This is a genomic window from Streptomyces sp. NPDC057302, assembly GCF_042667685.1.
In the GTDB taxonomy this organism is placed as follows: Bacteria; Actinomycetota; Actinomycetes; order Streptomycetales; family Streptomycetaceae; genus Streptomyces.
In genome coordinates, this window is the sequence record NZ_JBHUZJ010000008.1 from 1 (window position 1) to 15093 (window position 15093).

The following is a 15093-nucleotide window of genomic DNA, read 5'->3' on the forward strand; positions in this document are numbered from 1 at the left end:
GTGGAGAAGGACTCAGTCCTTCTCCACCCTGACGCCTGAAGTGTTTGGTTTATGCGGCAGAAGTCAGATACGTCCATGCGTCAGCCGAGTCAGCGGTCCGCCCTGAATCTTCGCGGTCCGGCGCCCGGCGGTGAAGGAAACACCGACCACACCGACGAGACCGGCGGCGGCCCCTGCAGCAATGGCCTTGCGGTTCTTCACCAGGGTCCACCCGGTGGCTGCCGTGGAAGCGACCTTGCTGCTGGCCGACACCACTGTCTTGCTCCCGCTCTCGATACCCGCGGCGGCGGCCTGCTTCGCCCGCTGCGTCGCGAGACCCAACGTATGGGCACCGGAAGTGGCGGCATCGGCTGCCTCTCCGGCGGACCCCTTCGCCTTCTCGGCGGCCTCAGCCGATTCCTGCTTGGCCTTCTGTGCAGTGGAGTTCACCTTGCGCGCTCCTGTAGTCGCAGTGGACCGCCCCTTGGCGGGCGTTGTCTTCGTGCTGCGCCGAGTGGATTCGGCGCTGTCGTTGGAGGGTCTTCTCTCTTCAGCCATGCAGCCCGTGTTGCCACTCAACGCCCCGTGAAACTCATTGCGTTTGACTACTCTCCACCGGCAAGCAACGCGGGAGTTCCCTCGGCGCCCGTAGCTTCCCCTCCGTGGACTGTCGCCACCAGGGACTTCACACCTGTCCGGTGCCGGTCGGGCCTGCCCCAGTCGGAAAGATCTCGAATCTGCCGGACGGGCGGCATACCCTGAGCGCCGTCCGTACTACTTGGGAGTGTCATGACAAGCAGGTTCACCGAGCTGACCGTTGACTGCCATGATCCGGAGAGGCTCGCGGCCTTCTGGTGCGCGGTCCTGGACTTCAAGGTGATCGACCGGAGCGAGGGCAAGGTCGAGATCGGCTCCTGGGTGCCGACCATCGAGGACATCCGGGCCCGCCAGATGCCGCCCACCCTGCAGTTCATCCAGGTGCCCGAGGGCAAGACCGTCAAGAACCGGCTGCACCTCGACGTCAGCCCGATCGACGGCAGCACCCAGGACGAGGTCACCAGACTGCTGGGGCTCGGCGCCACCACGACGGACGTGGGCCAGGGCGCGGACCGGAACTGGGTGGTCATGGCCGACCCCGAGGGCAACGAATTCGACGTCCTTCGCACCCTGGCTCCGTAGAACCAGTGTCCTGCGCGTCCCGCAGCCATCCGAAGTCGGCGCCACGTCGGCTGCGTGAACTCCGTCGGGCCCGTGCGTCGGGCCCGTGAAGGCATCACCCTCGCTCCATCTCCCGCGAGGCTGCCCTGCTCCCCGAACGCGTGTACCCGACAGATAACCTCCTCTCGCCAGGACAGCCCCCGAGAGGAAGGACGAGATGCCGGACGAACCGGAGAGCTCCAGGGTGGTCACCTCTGGGCCCAAGACCCCCGAGGTGGACGGGCCCCTACGAAAGGCCCCCGCCCCCCGGCCTTCCGCGCCCAGGCGCTCGGGCCGGCTGCGCCGGTTGTCCCGCAGCCGAAGTGGCATCGCTGTCGTCGGCGGGCTCGTCGGGGCGCTGCTGGGGTCGGGCGTCATGGCGTGGCGCTCCGATGAACTGCCCTTCGTGGCGCGGGACGTGTGCTGGGGTTCGCTCTCGCCCGATGTCGAGCACGCGCTGTTCTCGGACACGGACGTCCGCAGCCGTGAGCTGCCGCTGCGCCGGGCCACAGAGGACGACATGCACACGGAGTGCAGCATGCAGGGGTTCGGGGCCGATGAGCTGGAGTCGGAGGTCACGGCGTCGGTGCGGACGCTGGGCGAGTTGCGGGGCGCGCAGGCGTGGAGCTGGACCGAGGAGTACCTCTCCTCCCGTATGACGCCGCTCGGCGCGGGGATCACCGGCATGGCTTCCTCCACCCGGGCTTGGGTGGCGCTCCCCGCGAGCTGTGAGGAACGCTCGTACGAGCCGGGCGAGAAGCCGCCGTTGCGGGTGGTCACCCTCGCCTCGGAGGCGGCTGACCCCGAGGGCCAGAACGAGGTCGACGCGCGGCGGGGCCTCGACGCGATGTCCCGCGCGGTCGTGCGGTTGGCCAACGGGGTCATGGAACGATACGGCTGCGACGGCCCGTACTCCGACCCGTCGAAGCTCCGCCGCGCCCCGGAGGGCAACGAGCTGCCGGACGTCGACGCCGACCGGCTCTGCGGGATCCAGGGCGTCCGGCTGCCCAGGTGGGCTCAGGGGCCCGAGGCGGAGGTGGTGGGCACCACGCCGGGCACTACGCCGGGCACGAAGCCAGGCGCGTCCTCTGCGGACGGAATCTGGGCGTGCGACGTGCGCCAGCCCTTCGGCCCGAACAGGCTCCGGTTGATGACCGTGGCGGACCCGGAGATGGCCGGCGTTGTCTCCCGGGTGCTCGGCAACCGGGCCACGCGTCTCGGTGGTGACGGGCAGGGCGCTTACGCGGGCGGCCTGAGCGTCTACACGGCGGACTGCCGGTCCGGGCGGGTCGCGTTCGTGGCGCACGAGCCGGGGAAGGAAAGCGAGTCGCACGACGACAAGTCACTCGCCCTTGCCGTTCTGCCGTCGTACGTCAAGGCGGAGGCGAAGCGCGTCGGCTGCGGCGAGCTGAACGTGAAGGTGCCCAGTAACCCCGCGCCGTGAGAGTGGCGGTTCGGCAGGGCAGCGGCCACGGGCCCCGATGCAGTCCAGGGCCGGAATTCGTTGACCGCCCGGCGATGATCCCCCGGATCTCTCACCCGCGCCGGGAACACCTGGTCCGGCCTGCACCGTTGCATTCACCGAGGCACCGGCGCCGTACGGCGGGGAGAACGGGGACCGTGAGGTCGCCCGCCCCGCCAGGGTCCGGGGCCCCGGGATCGCGGTACACACGCCGCGCACTCGGACCACCACGTATCTCCGCAGGAGGACTGTTTTATGGCTGACCGGCCCTTGACGCTCATGGCAGTACACGCCCACCCCGACGACGAGGCCACCTCAACCGGAGGGGTCCTCGCGCAGTATGCGGCGGAAGGCATCCGCACGGTTCTCGTGACGTGTACCGACGGCGGTTGCGGTGACGGGCCGGGGGGCGTCAAGCCGGGCGATCCCGGGCACGATCCGGCGGCCGTCGCCTTGATGCGCCGGCAGGAGCTTCAGGAGAGCTGTGACGTCCTGAAGATCAGCGATCTGGAGACGCTGGACTACGCGGACTCCGGAATGATGGGCTGGCCGAGCAACGACGCCCCCACATCCTTCTGGCAGACCCCCGTGGAGGAAGGCGCAACCCGACTCGCGGAGCTCATGCGGCACTACCAGCCCGATGTGGTCGTCACCTATGACGAGAACGGCTTCTACGGCCACCCCGACCACATCCAGGCCCACCGCATCACGATGGCGGCGCTGGAGATGACCACGCTGACACCGAAGGTGTATTGGACGACGATGCCCCGCTCGGTGATGCAGAAGTTCGGGGAGACCATGCGCGAGCTCGGAGACATGCCGGAGCCGGATCCCGCCGAGGCCGCCGCGATGGCCGAGATCGGCCTCCCCGACGATGAGATCACCACGTGGGTGGACACCACCGCGTTCAGCGGTCAGAAGTTCGACTCCCTGGCCGCGCACGCCAGCCAGGGCGAGAACATCTTCTTCCTCAAGATGGGCAAGGAGAAGTTCGGCGAGCTGATGGGCATGGAGACCTTCGTCCGCGTCAAGGACGCCACCGGCGCGGCCGTACCTGAGAACGATCTCTTCGCCGGCCTGCGCTGACATGGCGCTGCGATGGACTCGGCGCTCGGTCACGCGTCGTCCAGCGCTGCTGCCTGCTCCTGAAGGGCATGAACGAGGGTCGTGAGCTGAGGGTGGTCGCGGCGGCGGCTGAGCGTGGCGACGCCGATGTGCCGAGCCGGTGCCGGGTCGCTGATCGGGACGGTCCGTACACCTGGCACCTCCGGGGTCAGCGCGATGGAGGGGATCAGTGAGATCCCCATGCCCGCCGCGACGAGCGAGCGCGCGAAGAAGTAGTCGGTCGTCGTGCCGCGCAGCTCCGGGACGAAGTCGGCGCGCTCGGCGTAGCGCCGTAGATACGCCTCTGTCTTCAGGCAGCCGAGCACCCAGGGCTCGGCTGCCAGCTCGGCGATGTCGAGCACGGCGCGGCCGGCCAGGCGATGGCCCTCGGGCAGCACCACGTGCAGGGGGTCTTTCAGGAGCGCGGTCCACTCCATGCTGGAGTTCTGGCTCACCTGGCCGGGCAACGGGCCGTCGAAGTGATAGGCGAGCGCGAGGTCCACGGCGCCCTGGCGGACCAGCGCCAGGCTGTCTTCAGGCTCGCCCTCCCTGACATGGAGCACGGTCTCGGGGTGCGCCGCCGTCAGCCGGGCGAGAGCGCCGGGCAGCAGCATCCGGCCGCCGCTGGTGAACGTCGCGACGGTGAGCTGCGTGCGGCCCGTACCGAGCCGGTCCACTTGCTGTTGCGCGTGCGCGAGCTCCGCGGCGACCGACTCGGCGGCCTGGACCATGATCCGGCCGGCCTGGGTGAGGGTGACCCCGCGCGTGCTGCGCGCCACGACCGGCGTGCCCAGGCCGCGCTCCAGGACGGCTACGTGCTGGGAGACGGCCGAGGGGGTGAGGCGCAGAGATGCTGCCGCCCGGTTGAAACTTCCGTGCTCCGCCACTGCCCGCAGGACGCGAAGCCGCTGCACATCGATCAACAGTATTCCTTACTACGGAACCAGTAAGTCGGCACTTCTGCTGTTGACCGTAGCCCTTCAGGATCGGGGCATGGAAAGAATCTGTGTCATCGGAGGCAGCCGGTACTTCGGAAAGCTCCTGGTTCAGCGCCTGGTGGCCGCCGGGCACCGGGTCACTGTGATCAACCGCGGCTCCACCCCGCCACTGACCGGCGTCGAGCATCTCGTCGCCGACCGTGACGACGAGGCCGCCCTGACCACCGCGCTCGGCTCCCGCACCTTCGACGTGGTCGTCGATCAGGTCTGCTACACCCCCGCACAGGCCGCCATCGCCGCCCGCGTCTTCAGCGGCCGCACCGCTCGCTACGTCATGACGTCCACGATCGAGGTGTACGACCCGGCGACCGCCGCACTGCCCCACGTCCCGCACGGGACGTCCGTACCGGAAGACATCGTGGACCCCGCAGCCTGGCGGGTGGAGATGGACCTGCCCTGGCACGACGCGGCGTACCTGGAAGCCCACTACGCCGAGGGCAAGCGCCAGGCGGAGGCCCTCTTCACCCAGGTCGGCGGCTTCGCTTTCGCCTCCGTGCGCAGCGCCCACGTACTCGGCGGCGGAGCGCAAGAGTTCACCGGCCGCCTGGCGCACTACGTCGAGCGCATCGGCCAGGGCGCGGAAATCGCCGTGCACGCCAAGGCGTTGCCCACCGTCTTCATCCACTACGAGGAGCTGGCGGACCTGCTGCTGTGGGCCGCCACGGCCACGGACTTCACCGGCCCGGTGAACGCCTGCTCCGACGGACTGCTCGACGTACGCGCGCTGGCCGCCGTCATCGCGGCGCGGACCGGCCGGGAACCCGTCTACCGGACCAGCACCGCGGGAGCGACAGCCTCACCCTTCTCCTTCGACCGCCACTACGCCATGAGCAACTCCCGTGCGAAGGAACTGGGCTTCACCTTCTCGCGCACCACCGACTGGCTGCCCGCCGCCGTCGCCGAAGCCCTGGACGTACCCGCCGCCCAGGCCACCTGAGGAGCACACCCGCCATGCAGCACCGCGCCATCGGCAACACCACCGTCAGCGCCGTCGGCCTGGGCGCCATGCCGCTGTCCATCGAGCAACGACCGGACCAGGAGCGGTCCATCGCCACGATCCACGCCGCCCTGGACGCGGGCATCACACTCGTCGACACCGCCGACAGCTACCACTGGCACGCCGATGAGCAGGGCCACAACGAACTCCTCATCGCCCGTGCCCTCGCCCGCTACGGCGGCGACACCTCCGGCGTCCTCATCGCCACCAAGGGAGGCCGCGGCAGGCCCGGCGACGGCGGCTGGACGGTCAACGGCACTCCCGCACACCTCAAGCGCGCCGCCGAGGCATCCCTGAAACGGCTGGGCGTCGAGGCCATCGGCCTGTACCAATTGCACAAGCCGGATCCCGCCGTGCCCTGGGCCGACTCCCTCGGCGCACTGGTCGAACTGCTCGACGCCGGCACGATCCGGGCCGCCGGAGTCTCCAACGTGAACGCCGCCCAGATCCGCGAGGCGCACGCGATCCTCGGCGACAGGCTCGTCTCCGTCCAGAACCAGTACTCCCCGGCCGTGCGCGGCAGCGAGCCCGAACTGAGGCTGAGCGCCGAACTGGGCCTGGCTTTCCTGCCCTGGAGCCCGCTGGGCGGCATCTCCCGCAGCTCCCTGGACGGCCCGTCGGCCGCGACCTCCAAGGGCACCGCCTTCCACCGCATCGCGGCCGAGCGCGGCGTCAGCCCGCAGCAGATCGCTCTTGCCTGGCTGCTGACCCGCTCCCCGGCAATGATCCCGGTACCGGGAGCCAGCCGTCCGGCATCCGTCCGGGACTCGGCCCTGGCGGCCGATCTCACGCTGAGCACAGGGGAGTTGACGCAGCTCGACGAAGCGCCGCCGAGCTGACGAATCCACCAACTCCCGTGATCCACGTGCACCACAATGGCACCACGATCCATAGCCGCCGCGGCGGCTGCTCACCCACGACACCCTGTGGGTGAGCGAGAAGAGGGGGAACTCGTGAGTGAGAGCCGGCGCCCGTCAGACGTGTCGGGCAGGCTGAACACCGCCGTCGCGCACAACGCTCGCGTGTGGAATTACTGGATCGGCGGGAAAGACCACTACGAGATCGACCAGCAAGTCGGTGACCGGGTCGTCACGATGTTCCCGGTGATCCGCGACGTGGCCCGCGCCGACCGGCAGTTCCTCGGCCGTACAGTCCGGTTCCTGACAGCCGAGCGCGGAGTGCGACAGTTCCTGGACATCGGCACCGGGCTGCCGACTTCTGACAACACCCACGAGCTCGCCCAACGGATCGCACCCGAATCCCGGATCGTCTACGTCGACAACGACCCCATCGTGCTCGTCCACGCCCGCAGCCTGCTGACCGGTACGCCGGAGGGCGCCACCGACTACATCGACGCCGACATCCACCACCCGGACGGTGTCATGGAGGGCGCAGCGGCGACCCTCGACCTCGACCGGCCCGTCGCGGTCATGATGCTGGGAATCCTCAACTTCGTACTCGACACGGGGGAGGCGCGGGACATCGTGCGCCGGATCATGGCTGCCGTCCCCTCCGGTAGTTATCTCGCGCTGACTCACCCCACCACCGACAGCGACCTCGGTGGGGAGGGCAACGTCGAGGCCATGAAGTTCTGGAACGAGAACGCCACCCCGCCGATCACTGCCCGCAGCCGCGCGGAGGTCAGCTCCTTCTTCGACGGCCTGGACCTGGTCACCCCCGGCCTCGTGCCGTGCGCGCAATGGCGCGCCGAGTCCAACTCCGGTCCTGTGCTACCGCAGTTCGGTGCGGTCGCGTCGAAACCCTGACGGAGCCAGGGGTCGAACTCGACCCGCATGAGCCCGTGTTCACCGGGCGGCCGCTTTCGCACAACCCTTCGTATGCCTCATGAGTCACATCCCCGGGAGGCCTTCCCCCCTCATTCCCCTTTCGACTGACGGAGTTTCACCGTGCGTGTACGTACCCTGGCCGCCACCGCCGCCGTAGCGGCGGTCACCGCCACCGGCCTGACCCTGCCGCTCGCCGGGAGCGCCGCCGCGGCTGTCGCGACTCCGCGGTTCGACTTCAACGGGGACGGATACGCGGACATCGCGGTCGGCATGCCCAATGCCACCGTGAACGGCAAGGCCAAGGCCGGCTACATCAGCGTGATCTACGGCGGGCCGCAGAGCCCGAGCCAGTCCACCGGCGTCATCAGCCAGGCCGAGGCCGGCATCCCGGGCACGCCCGAGGCGGGCGACCGCTTCGGCTCGTCCGTGGCGCCCGTCGACGTGAACGGCGACGGCGTCTTCGAGCTCGTCGTCGGCGCGAGCGGCGAGACGCTCAACTCCGAGCAGCACGGCAGCGAGGGCACCATCACCGTTCTGGACAACTCGGATTTCAACGTCAAGGGCACCACCGTGGCCAGGGGCACCTCCGAGTTCAGCGGCATCGGGGACACCATCGCCACCGGCGACTACGACGGCGACGGCGACATCGACCTCGCGTACGGCGAGAACAGCGAGGAGCGCGGGTCGCTCCGGTTCCGCCCGGGGCCGCTCACCGCCGACCCGGTGACCACCACCACCCTGCGCAGCTACGGCATGGGCGGCCGAACCAGCGATCTGGCCACCGGCGACTTCGACGGCGACGGCCGGGACGACCTCGCCACCACATATCGGGCCATGGAGGACTACGGCACCTTCATCACCCGCTGGGACGACCAGGCCAAGCCCGCCCAGTGGTGGTCCAACGGCGACCACGGCACCGCGCTCGCCGCCGAGGACTTCGACCAGGACGGCACGGACGACCTCGCGGTCGGCTTCGTACAGCCCAACTTCGAGGCGGACCACACCTACTGCGAGGACCTGGTCGGCGGCACGGTGCTCGTGCTCCACGGCTCGAAGACCGCGGAGTTCGGCGCCAAGCACCAGTGCATCAACCAGTCCAGCCCGGAGGTCGGCGGCACCACCGAGCCGGGCGACGACTTCGGCGCCGCGCTGAGCGCGGGCGACCTGAACGGCGACAGCCGTCCGGAGCTGGTGGTCGGCGTGCCCGGCGAGGACGTGGGCACCGTGAAGGACGCGGGCGGCTACGTCACCTTGAACGGCACGGAGCACGGCCTCTACGGCGGTCTGGCCCGCAGCCAGAGCACCCCGAACATGCCCGGCACCGCCGAGGCCGGCGACCGTTTCGGCGCCCAGGTGGCCGTCGGCGACTACAACCGCGACGGACTGTGGGACACCGCGGTGAGCGCACCCGGGGAGAACGCCGGTGAGCCCAGGTCGGGTGGCGTCTGGTTCGCGCCGAGCAGCACCACGGAGACGTACCCGCTGGGCAAGTCGCTGACCCCGTTCGGCTTCGCGCTGCCCAACGGCGCCATCAAGTACGGCGAAGTGCTGGGATCTTAGGCATCCGCCTGCCCTTCAGCACGCCGTACATGATCCCACCTTCCCGCCTCGCGATGTGGAGTACCTGTGCGCAGTAAGAGACTCTCGGCCGCCCTGCTCGGCGCCGCCACCGTCCTCATCTCGGCGGGGCTGGCCCCCACGGCGGGGGCGGCGCCGGCGGCGGCCGTCCAGGGGCCCGACTTCAACGGTGACGGGTACGCGGACGCCGTGGTCGGCGTGTATCGAGGCGACGTCGACGGCCAGAAGGCCGCGGGCTACCTGCACGTGCTCTACGGCGGACCGAGCGGGGCCGGCACCTCCACCGCCTCTGTCAGCCAGGACACCCCGGGCGTCCCCGGCACCAGCGAGAAGAACGACCAGTTCGGAGGTTCCGTCGCGACTGCCGACGTGGACGGCGACGGCTTCACCGACGCCGTCGTCGGGGTGGGGGGCGAGGACGTCGGCAGCGACCCGGCGGCGAGGGGCCACGGCGCGGTGGTCGTTCTGTACGGCTCGTCCAGCGGCCGCTTCGAGCGCGGCAGGACGATCGCGCAGGGCTCGGCGGGCAGCGGCGCCGGAGCCTCGCTCGCGGTGGGCGACTTCACCCAGGACGGCGACGTGGACGTGGCGGTGGGCCTGCCCCACGGGGAGTTCGGCGAGGTCACCCTGCGGCCGGGCCCGCTCACCGAGGACAAGCCGCTGACGCATCTGCTCGACACCGGCTTCGGTGGCTCCGCCGGCCAGCTGGCGGCCGGGGACTTCGACGGGAACGGCAAGACCGACCTGGCGGTCTCCGCGTACTCCAACGACTACTCGCGCACCACCCTGTGGAGCTGGAACGGCTCGGCCCTCCAGGAGTACTGGAAGTCCCCGGCCACCGGCTACGACATTGCCACGGGCGACTTCGACGGCGACAGCGTGGACGACCTGGCGCTCGGGCACTGCCTGATCACCGCCGAGGCCGACCGGCCCACCGGGGCCTGCGGTCCCGACGCGCTGGCCAAGGGCGGCAAGGTGCGGGTGTTCTACGGCGGCGGGGGCGCCGAGGGCTTCGGCACCCGCAGCCAGACGGTCGGCCAGGACACCCCGGGCGTCGCGGGCACGGCGGAGCAAGCCGACAACTTCGGCATCCAGCTGGCCGCGGGCGACCTCAACGGCGACGGCCGTGACGACTTGGTGGCGGGCACGCCCGGCGAGGCCATCGGGACGCAGGACCGCGCCGGTTCGGCGACCGTGCTGACCTCCGGCCCGGACGGCCTGCTCGACGCCTCGGGCACCGCCAAGTCGGCGGCCTGGCACCAGGGCTCCGCCGGGGTACCGGGGGCGCCGGAGGTCAACGACGAGTTCGGCTCGGCGCTGGCTCTCGGGGACTACGACGGTGACGGGGACGGCGACGTCACGGTCGGCGCCTACAACGAGAACAGCACGGAGTACGAACAGAGCTTGAGCACGGGCGGTGTCTGGGCCCTGCCGAACGGCACCGGGACGGGCTCCAAGGCGCTGACGCCACGGCTGTTCGGACTGCGGGGAGCCCTCTACTACGGGCATGTGCTCGGGCGCTGAGCCTGCGGTGAGGAGGGTGGTGCGCTGCTGATTCAGGCGGCTTCAGGCTGCCGCAGGCGGCGCGCCACCGCAGCAGGGACATGCCCCCCGCCTCCTTGCTGCCCCCCCGGCGCTCGCATCCCCGCCTGTCGCCTCAGCGGAGGCCGGGCCCGGCAACGTAATCCCACACCGGCCCGTACACGCCGCCCGGAATGAACTCCGCCAGATCGTCCACCGGCGCCCATACGGCCTCGGCCACCTCGCGAGGGGACGCCGCACGCGCCTCACCCGCCAGCCACCGGCACGCCACATACACGACCCGTCGGCCGGTCACCGGATGCACCCTCTCGCCGATCACCGACAGCGCCTCCACCGTGACACCCGCCTCTTCCGACGCCTCACGCGCCGCAGCCTCTTCGACGCTCTCGCCGGGTTCGACCTTGCCCGCCGGGAACTGCCACACCAGGGCCCCCTCCGGAACCGTCCGGCGAACCAGCAACACCGCGCCCTGGTGCTGCACCACCGCACCCGCGATCACGTCCACGCAATCCTCAACTCCCGCTGTTCTGTACGGTCGTGGACTTTTCGAGCTGCCTCCCGGAGTCTGTTCCCGTGGACTCGCCGCTGACCACCTATCTGTTGCCTGCCGTCCTCGCCGTGATCATGTTCGGTCTCGGACTCGGCCTGTCCGTGGCCGACTTCCGCAGGATCGCGGCGTATCCACGGCCGGTGGCCGTCGCGCTCGTCTGCCAGCTGGTGCTGTTGCCCGCCGCCTGTCTGGGCCTGGTGTTGGCCTTCGACCTGAGTCCCGCGCTGGCCGTCGGCATGATGCTGCTCGCGGCCTCACCCGGCGGCACGATGGCCAATATCTTCAGCCATCTCTTCGGCGGCGACGTCGCCCTCAACATCACGCTGACCGCCATCAATTCGGTCATCGCCGTCGTCACGCTGCCGATCGTCGTGAATCTCTCCCTCGACCACTTCATGACCGGTACGGACGAGACGCTGGGACTGCGCTTCGACAAGACGCTGCAGGTCTTCCTCCTCGTACTGGTGCCGGTCGCGGCCGGGATGCTGGTCCGGCACCGCCGTCCGGACTTCGCGGAGCGCACCACGCGGATGGTCAAGGTGACGGCGGTCGTCGCGCTCGTCGGCATCATCATCGCCGCGCTCGCCGCCGAGCGGGAGAACGTGCTCGGCTATCTCGCCGACGTAGGTCTCGTCGTCCTCCTCTTCGGCGCGATCTCCCTCACCACCGGTTACGGCGCGACCCGGCTGGCCCGCGGCGACCACCGGCAGTCCGTCGCCACCTGCTTCGAGATCGGCATGCACAACACCACGCTGTCGATGGCGATCGCCCTCAGCCCCTCGCTCCTCGACAGCACCCGGATGGCCATCCCCTCGGCGGTGTACGCGGTGACGATGTTCGTCATGGCCCTGGCCGCGGGTTTCCTGCTGCGCCGCGTCGCCCCGGCCGAGACTGCCGCCGGCCGGCCGCCTTTGCCGAGGTGACCTGACAGGCCCTTGGCCTCGAGACGTCATGGGCGGGGCAGCAGCTCGGCCAGCAGCCCGCGGACCCGGGTTCGGATGTCGTCCCGGATCGGGCGAACGGCGTCGATGCCCTGACCGGCGGGGTCGTCGAGCCGCCAGTCCAGATACCGCTTGCCGGGAAAGACGGGGCAGGCATCGCCGCAGCCCATCGTGATGACCACGTCGGACTCCTGAACTGCCTCGGCGGTCAGCAGCTTCGGTACCTGTGCCGACAGGTCGATGCCGACCTCGTTCATCGCTGCGACGACGGCCGGGTTCACACTGCCGGCGGGGGCCGATCCCGCCGAGCGGACCTCGACCTCGCCCTGGCCGAGACGGCTGAGGAACGCGGCGGCCATCTGGGACCTGCCCGCGTTGTGCACGCACACGAACAGCACTGACGGCCGGGCAGGTGGGGTCTCAGACACGGACAGCACCTTTCTCGACGGCATTCGATTCCTCGGCCGCAGCGGCGGGTTGGGGGAAGAAGCGGCGGACCGCGAGGGCGACGTAGACCAGACCGATCAGGACCGGCACCTCGATGAGCGGGCCGACGACCCCGGCAAGGGCCTGCCCCGAGGTTGCGCCGAAGGTCGCGATGGCCACGGCGATGGCGAGCTCGAAGTTGTTGCCCGCGGCGGTGAACGCCAGGGTCGTCGCCCGGGGATAGTCCAGTCCGACGGCCTTGCCCACGGCCATGGATCCGGCCCACATCACGGCGAAGTACATCAGCAGCGGCAGCGCGATCCGCACCACGTCGAGCGGCTGCGAGGTGATCGCATCGCCTTGCAGGGCGAACAGCACGACGATCGTGAACAGCAGCCCGTACAGGGCGAGCGGGCCGATGCGGGGGATCAGTTCGGCCTCGTACCAAGTCCGCCCCTTGGCCTTCTCGCCCAGCTTGCGGGTCAGGAACCCGGCGGCCAGCGGGATGCCCAGGAAGATCAGTACGCTGCGGGCGATCTCCCACACCGACACGTTCAGCCCGGTGGTCTCCAGGCCCAGCCAGCCGGGCAGGACGGAGAGGTAGAACCAGCCGAGCAGACTGAACGCGACGACCTGGAAGATCGAGTTGAGGGCGACCAGGACGGCGGCGGCCTCTCGGTCGCCGCAGGCGAGGTCGTTCCAGATGATGACCATCGCGATGCACCGGGCGAGCCCGACGATGATCAACCCGGTCCGGTACTCCGGCAGGTCGGGCAGGAAGATCCAGGCGAGCGCGAACATCAGCGCCGGGCCCAGGACCCAGTTCAGGACCAGAGAGGGGATCAGCAGGCGGCGATCGCGGGTGACGGAGTCGAGCCGGTCATAGCGGACCTTGGCCAGCACCGGATACATCATCACCAGCAGGCCCAGCGCGATCGGCAGGGAGACCCCGGCGACGGTGACCTCGGCAAGGGCGCTCCCGAGTCCGGGCACGAGGCGGCCCAGGCCCAGACCGGCGGCCATCGCGATCAGGATCCACACGGCGAGGAACCGGTCCAGGAACGACATCCGGGCTGCCACCGGTCCCGGTCCCGCGGTCACATCGCTCACGAGGCGGCTTCCGCCGACGCGGCCGGAGCCGGGCGGGTGAGGACTGCCGCGAGCTTGTCCGTCGTCTCGGGGAGCAGCCGGTAGTAGACCCACGTTCCCCGGCGCTCGGAGTCGATCAGACCGGCTTGCTTCAGCAGCTTGAGGTGGTGGGAGATCGTCGGCTGGGACAGATCGAAGGCGGGGGTCAGATCGCACACACAGATCTCACCGCCCTGCCTGGTGGCAATCATCGACAGCAGTCGCAGCCGCACCGGATCTCCCAGGGCCTTGAACACCTTGGCCAGCTCGACGGACTGCCCCTCGTCCAACGGGGCGGTCAGAAGCGTCGGGCAGCACCCCTCGGCGCCGTCCTGACCGAGCACCACAAGCTCTTGTTTCGACATGCTGCTATATTGACATCCCTCGATTCAAGACGCAAGGTTGCATCGAGAAACATCAATGCAACCCGATCCGGGTCCTGCCGGACCCCGTCATCGAGGAGCCATCACCATGAGTGAGCAGAACATCGCACTACGGGAGACCGTCCGCGAGCGTTATGCGGCGGCCGCAGTCCAGGTGGCTGAGGGCGGCACCGCGTGTTGCGGCCCCCAGGCCATCGAGGTCGACGAGAACTTCGGCGGCACTCTGTACGCCGCCGAAGAGCGCGACCAGTTGCCCGCCGAAGCGGTTGCCGCCTCCCTGGGCTGCGGCAACCCCATCGCGGTGGCCGAACTGAACGAAGGCGACCGAGTCCTGGACCTCGGCTCCGGCGGAGGCATCGACGTCCTGCTCTCCGCCCGCCGCGTCGGCTCCACCGGCAAGGCCTACGGCCTGGACATGACCGAGGAGATGCTCGCCCTCGCGCTGGCCAACCAGAAGAAGGCGGGAGCCACCAACGTCGAGTTCCTCAAGGGCACGATCGAGGCCGTCCCGCTGCCCGCGAACACCGTCGACGTGGTGATCTCCAACTGCGTGATCAACCTGTCAGTCGACAAGCCCGCGGTCTTCGCCGAGATGTTCCGCGTCCTGACTCCCGGCGGCCGCGTCGGCGTATCCGATGTCGTCGCCGACGACAGCCTCACTCCCGCCCAGCGCGCCGAACGCGGAGACTATGTCGGCTGCATCGCAGGCGCGCTCTCCTTCGCCGAATACCGCCAAGGACTCGAAGCCGCCGGTTTCACCGACATCGCCATCACCCCGACCCACGCGGTCGCCGACGGCATGCACTCCGCCATCGTCCGGGCCACCAAGCCCGCCGCCACTGCGGAAACCGGGCGGGCGGACACCACCTGCTGCGCCACCGGCGCTCCAGAAGCCAAGGCCAACGCGGCTGCTTCCGGCTGCGGTTGCTGACTGATCCTCGCCCGAGCGTCACCCTCACCCTGCTCAATGCTCGCCCGTGGGCGGGCGCACGGGGCGTGGCAAGGCAACCGACAGCCCGAA

16 protein-coding genes are annotated in these 15093 nt (G+C 69.8%); 10 read left to right on the top strand and 6 right to left on the bottom strand.

Features of this window, described 5'->3' with window-relative positions; genetic code table 11:
• Window positions 1-63: 63 nt before the first annotated feature.
• On the bottom strand, window positions 64-537 hold the full coding sequence (locus ACFUPX_RS08405; RefSeq protein WP_383318046.1) for a hypothetical protein: 474 nt from the start codon (window positions 535-537) through the stop codon (window positions 64-66).
• Between the two features lie 231 nt (window positions 538-768).
• Between ACFUPX_RS08405 and ACFUPX_RS08410 the strand changes: the two genes are divergently transcribed.
• The 3 genes from ACFUPX_RS08410 (at window position 769) to ACFUPX_RS08420 (ending at window position 3724) form a co-directional block, all read left to right on the top strand.
• Window positions 769-1158 (top strand): VOC family protein, encoded by a 390-nt coding sequence (locus ACFUPX_RS08410; RefSeq protein ID WP_383318049.1) that lies wholly within the window; start codon window positions 769-771, stop codon window positions 1156-1158.
• A 196-nt stretch (window positions 1159-1354) separates the two neighbouring features.
• Window positions 1355-2620 (top strand): hypothetical protein, encoded by a 1266-nt coding sequence (locus ACFUPX_RS08415; RefSeq protein WP_383318052.1) that lies wholly within the window; start codon window positions 1355-1357, stop codon window positions 2618-2620.
• 273 nt (window positions 2621-2893) lie between these two features.
• A complete protein-coding gene (locus ACFUPX_RS08420; protein WP_383318055.1) occupies window positions 2894-3724 on the top strand; it encodes a PIG-L family deacetylase in 831 nt (276 codons plus the stop codon).
• A gap of 29 nt (window positions 3725-3753) precedes the next feature.
• On the opposite strand, the gene ACFUPX_RS08425 is transcribed toward ACFUPX_RS08420, so the two are convergent.
• Entirely contained in the window at window positions 3754-4665 is a 912-nt protein-coding gene (locus ACFUPX_RS08425) for a LysR family transcriptional regulator (RefSeq protein WP_383318059.1), read from the bottom strand.
• Window positions 4666-4735: 70 nt separating this feature from the next.
• Here ACFUPX_RS08425 and ACFUPX_RS08430 point away from each other — a divergent pair, with 70 nt between their 5' ends.
• From ACFUPX_RS08430 to ACFUPX_RS08450, 5 genes are all read left to right on the top strand, one after another.
• Entirely contained in the window at window positions 4736-5677 is a 942-nt protein-coding gene (locus tag ACFUPX_RS08430; RefSeq protein ID WP_383318062.1) for an NAD-dependent epimerase/dehydratase family protein, read from the top strand.
• 14 nt (window positions 5678-5691) lie between these two features.
• On the top strand, window positions 5692-6576 hold the full coding sequence (locus tag ACFUPX_RS08435) for an aldo/keto reductase (RefSeq protein WP_383318065.1): 885 nt from the start codon (window positions 5692-5694) through the stop codon (window positions 6574-6576).
• A gap of 114 nt (window positions 6577-6690) precedes the next feature.
• On the top strand, window positions 6691-7503 hold the full coding sequence (locus tag ACFUPX_RS08440; protein WP_383318068.1) for an SAM-dependent methyltransferase: 813 nt from the start codon (window positions 6691-6693) through the stop codon (window positions 7501-7503).
• A 141-nt stretch (window positions 7504-7644) separates the two neighbouring features.
• A complete protein-coding gene (locus tag ACFUPX_RS08445; RefSeq protein ID WP_383318071.1) occupies window positions 7645-9084 on the top strand; it encodes an FG-GAP and VCBS repeat-containing protein in 1440 nt (479 codons plus the stop codon).
• A 66-nt stretch (window positions 9085-9150) separates the two neighbouring features.
• Window positions 9151-10626 (top strand): FG-GAP and VCBS repeat-containing protein, encoded by a 1476-nt coding sequence (locus ACFUPX_RS08450; protein ID WP_383318074.1) that lies wholly within the window; start codon window positions 9151-9153, stop codon window positions 10624-10626.
• Between the two features lie 133 nt (window positions 10627-10759).
• Here the strand turns inward: ACFUPX_RS08450 and ACFUPX_RS08455 are convergent, their stop codons facing one another.
• A complete protein-coding gene (locus ACFUPX_RS08455; RefSeq protein ID WP_383318077.1) occupies window positions 10760-11149 on the bottom strand; it encodes an NUDIX hydrolase in 390 nt (129 codons plus the stop codon).
• Between the two features lie 32 nt (window positions 11150-11181).
• Between ACFUPX_RS08455 and ACFUPX_RS08460 the strand changes: the two genes are divergently transcribed.
• Window positions 11182-12117 carry a bile acid:sodium symporter family protein gene (locus ACFUPX_RS08460; protein WP_383318080.1) on the top strand — a complete coding sequence of 312 codons (936 nt, stop codon included), beginning with the start codon at window positions 11182-11184 and terminating at the stop codon, window positions 12115-12117.
• 26 nt (window positions 12118-12143) lie between these two features.
• On the opposite strand, the gene ACFUPX_RS08465 is transcribed toward ACFUPX_RS08460, so the two are convergent.
• From ACFUPX_RS08465 to ACFUPX_RS08475, 3 genes are read right to left on the bottom strand one after another with little or no spacing between them, the layout of a single operon-like run.
• Window positions 12144-12587, bottom strand: a complete 444-nt coding sequence (locus tag ACFUPX_RS08465; RefSeq protein WP_383318083.1) for an arsenate reductase ArsC — start codon at window positions 12585-12587, stop codon at window positions 12144-12146.
• Entirely contained in the window at window positions 12556-13629 is a 1074-nt protein-coding gene (gene arsB, locus ACFUPX_RS08470) for an ACR3 family arsenite efflux transporter (protein ID WP_383318589.1), read from the bottom strand. Before arsB ends, ACFUPX_RS08465 begins: the two co-directional genes overlap by 32 nt.
• Before the next feature lie 38 nt (window positions 13630-13667).
• Complete coding sequence (locus tag ACFUPX_RS08475) at window positions 13668-14054, bottom strand: ArsR/SmtB family transcription factor (protein ID WP_383318085.1); 387 nt, start codon at window positions 14052-14054, stop codon at window positions 13668-13670.
• A gap of 106 nt (window positions 14055-14160) precedes the next feature.
• Between ACFUPX_RS08475 and arsM the strand changes: the two genes are divergently transcribed.
• Complete coding sequence (arsM, locus tag ACFUPX_RS08480) at window positions 14161-15003, top strand: arsenite methyltransferase (RefSeq protein ID WP_383318088.1); 843 nt, start codon at window positions 14161-14163, stop codon at window positions 15001-15003.
• The last annotated feature ends 90 nt before the right edge of the window (window positions 15004-15093 follow it).

Coding starts and splice junctions, on each gene's coding strand:
- ACFUPX_RS08410 (WP_383318049.1), top strand. CDS start 769: ATGACAAGCAGGTTCACCGAGCTGACCGTTGACTGCCATGATCCGGAG.
- ACFUPX_RS08420 (WP_383318055.1), top strand. CDS start 2,894: ATGGCTGACCGGCCCTTGACGCTCATGGCAGTACACGCCCACCCCGAC.
- ACFUPX_RS08435 (WP_383318065.1), top strand. CDS start 5,692: ATGCAGCACCGCGCCATCGGCAACACCACCGTCAGCGCCGTCGGCCTG.
- arsB (WP_383318589.1), bottom strand. CDS start 13,629: ATGTCGTTCCTGGACCGGTTCCTCGCCGTGTGGATCCTGATCGCGATG.
- ACFUPX_RS08405 (WP_383318046.1), bottom strand. CDS start 537: ATGGCTGAAGAGAGAAGACCCTCCAACGACAGCGCCGAATCCACTCGG.
- ACFUPX_RS08415 (WP_383318052.1), top strand. CDS start 1,355: ATGCCGGACGAACCGGAGAGCTCCAGGGTGGTCACCTCTGGGCCCAAG.
- ACFUPX_RS08465 (WP_383318083.1), bottom strand. CDS start 12,587: ATGCCGTCGAGAAAGGTGCTGTCCGTGTCTGAGACCCCACCTGCCCGG.
- ACFUPX_RS08475 (WP_383318085.1), bottom strand. CDS start 14,054: ATGTCGAAACAAGAGCTTGTGGTGCTCGGTCAGGACGGCGCCGAGGGG.
- ACFUPX_RS08430 (WP_383318062.1), top strand. CDS start 4,736: ATGGAAAGAATCTGTGTCATCGGAGGCAGCCGGTACTTCGGAAAGCTC.
- arsM (WP_383318088.1), top strand. CDS start 14,161: ATGAGTGAGCAGAACATCGCACTACGGGAGACCGTCCGCGAGCGTTAT.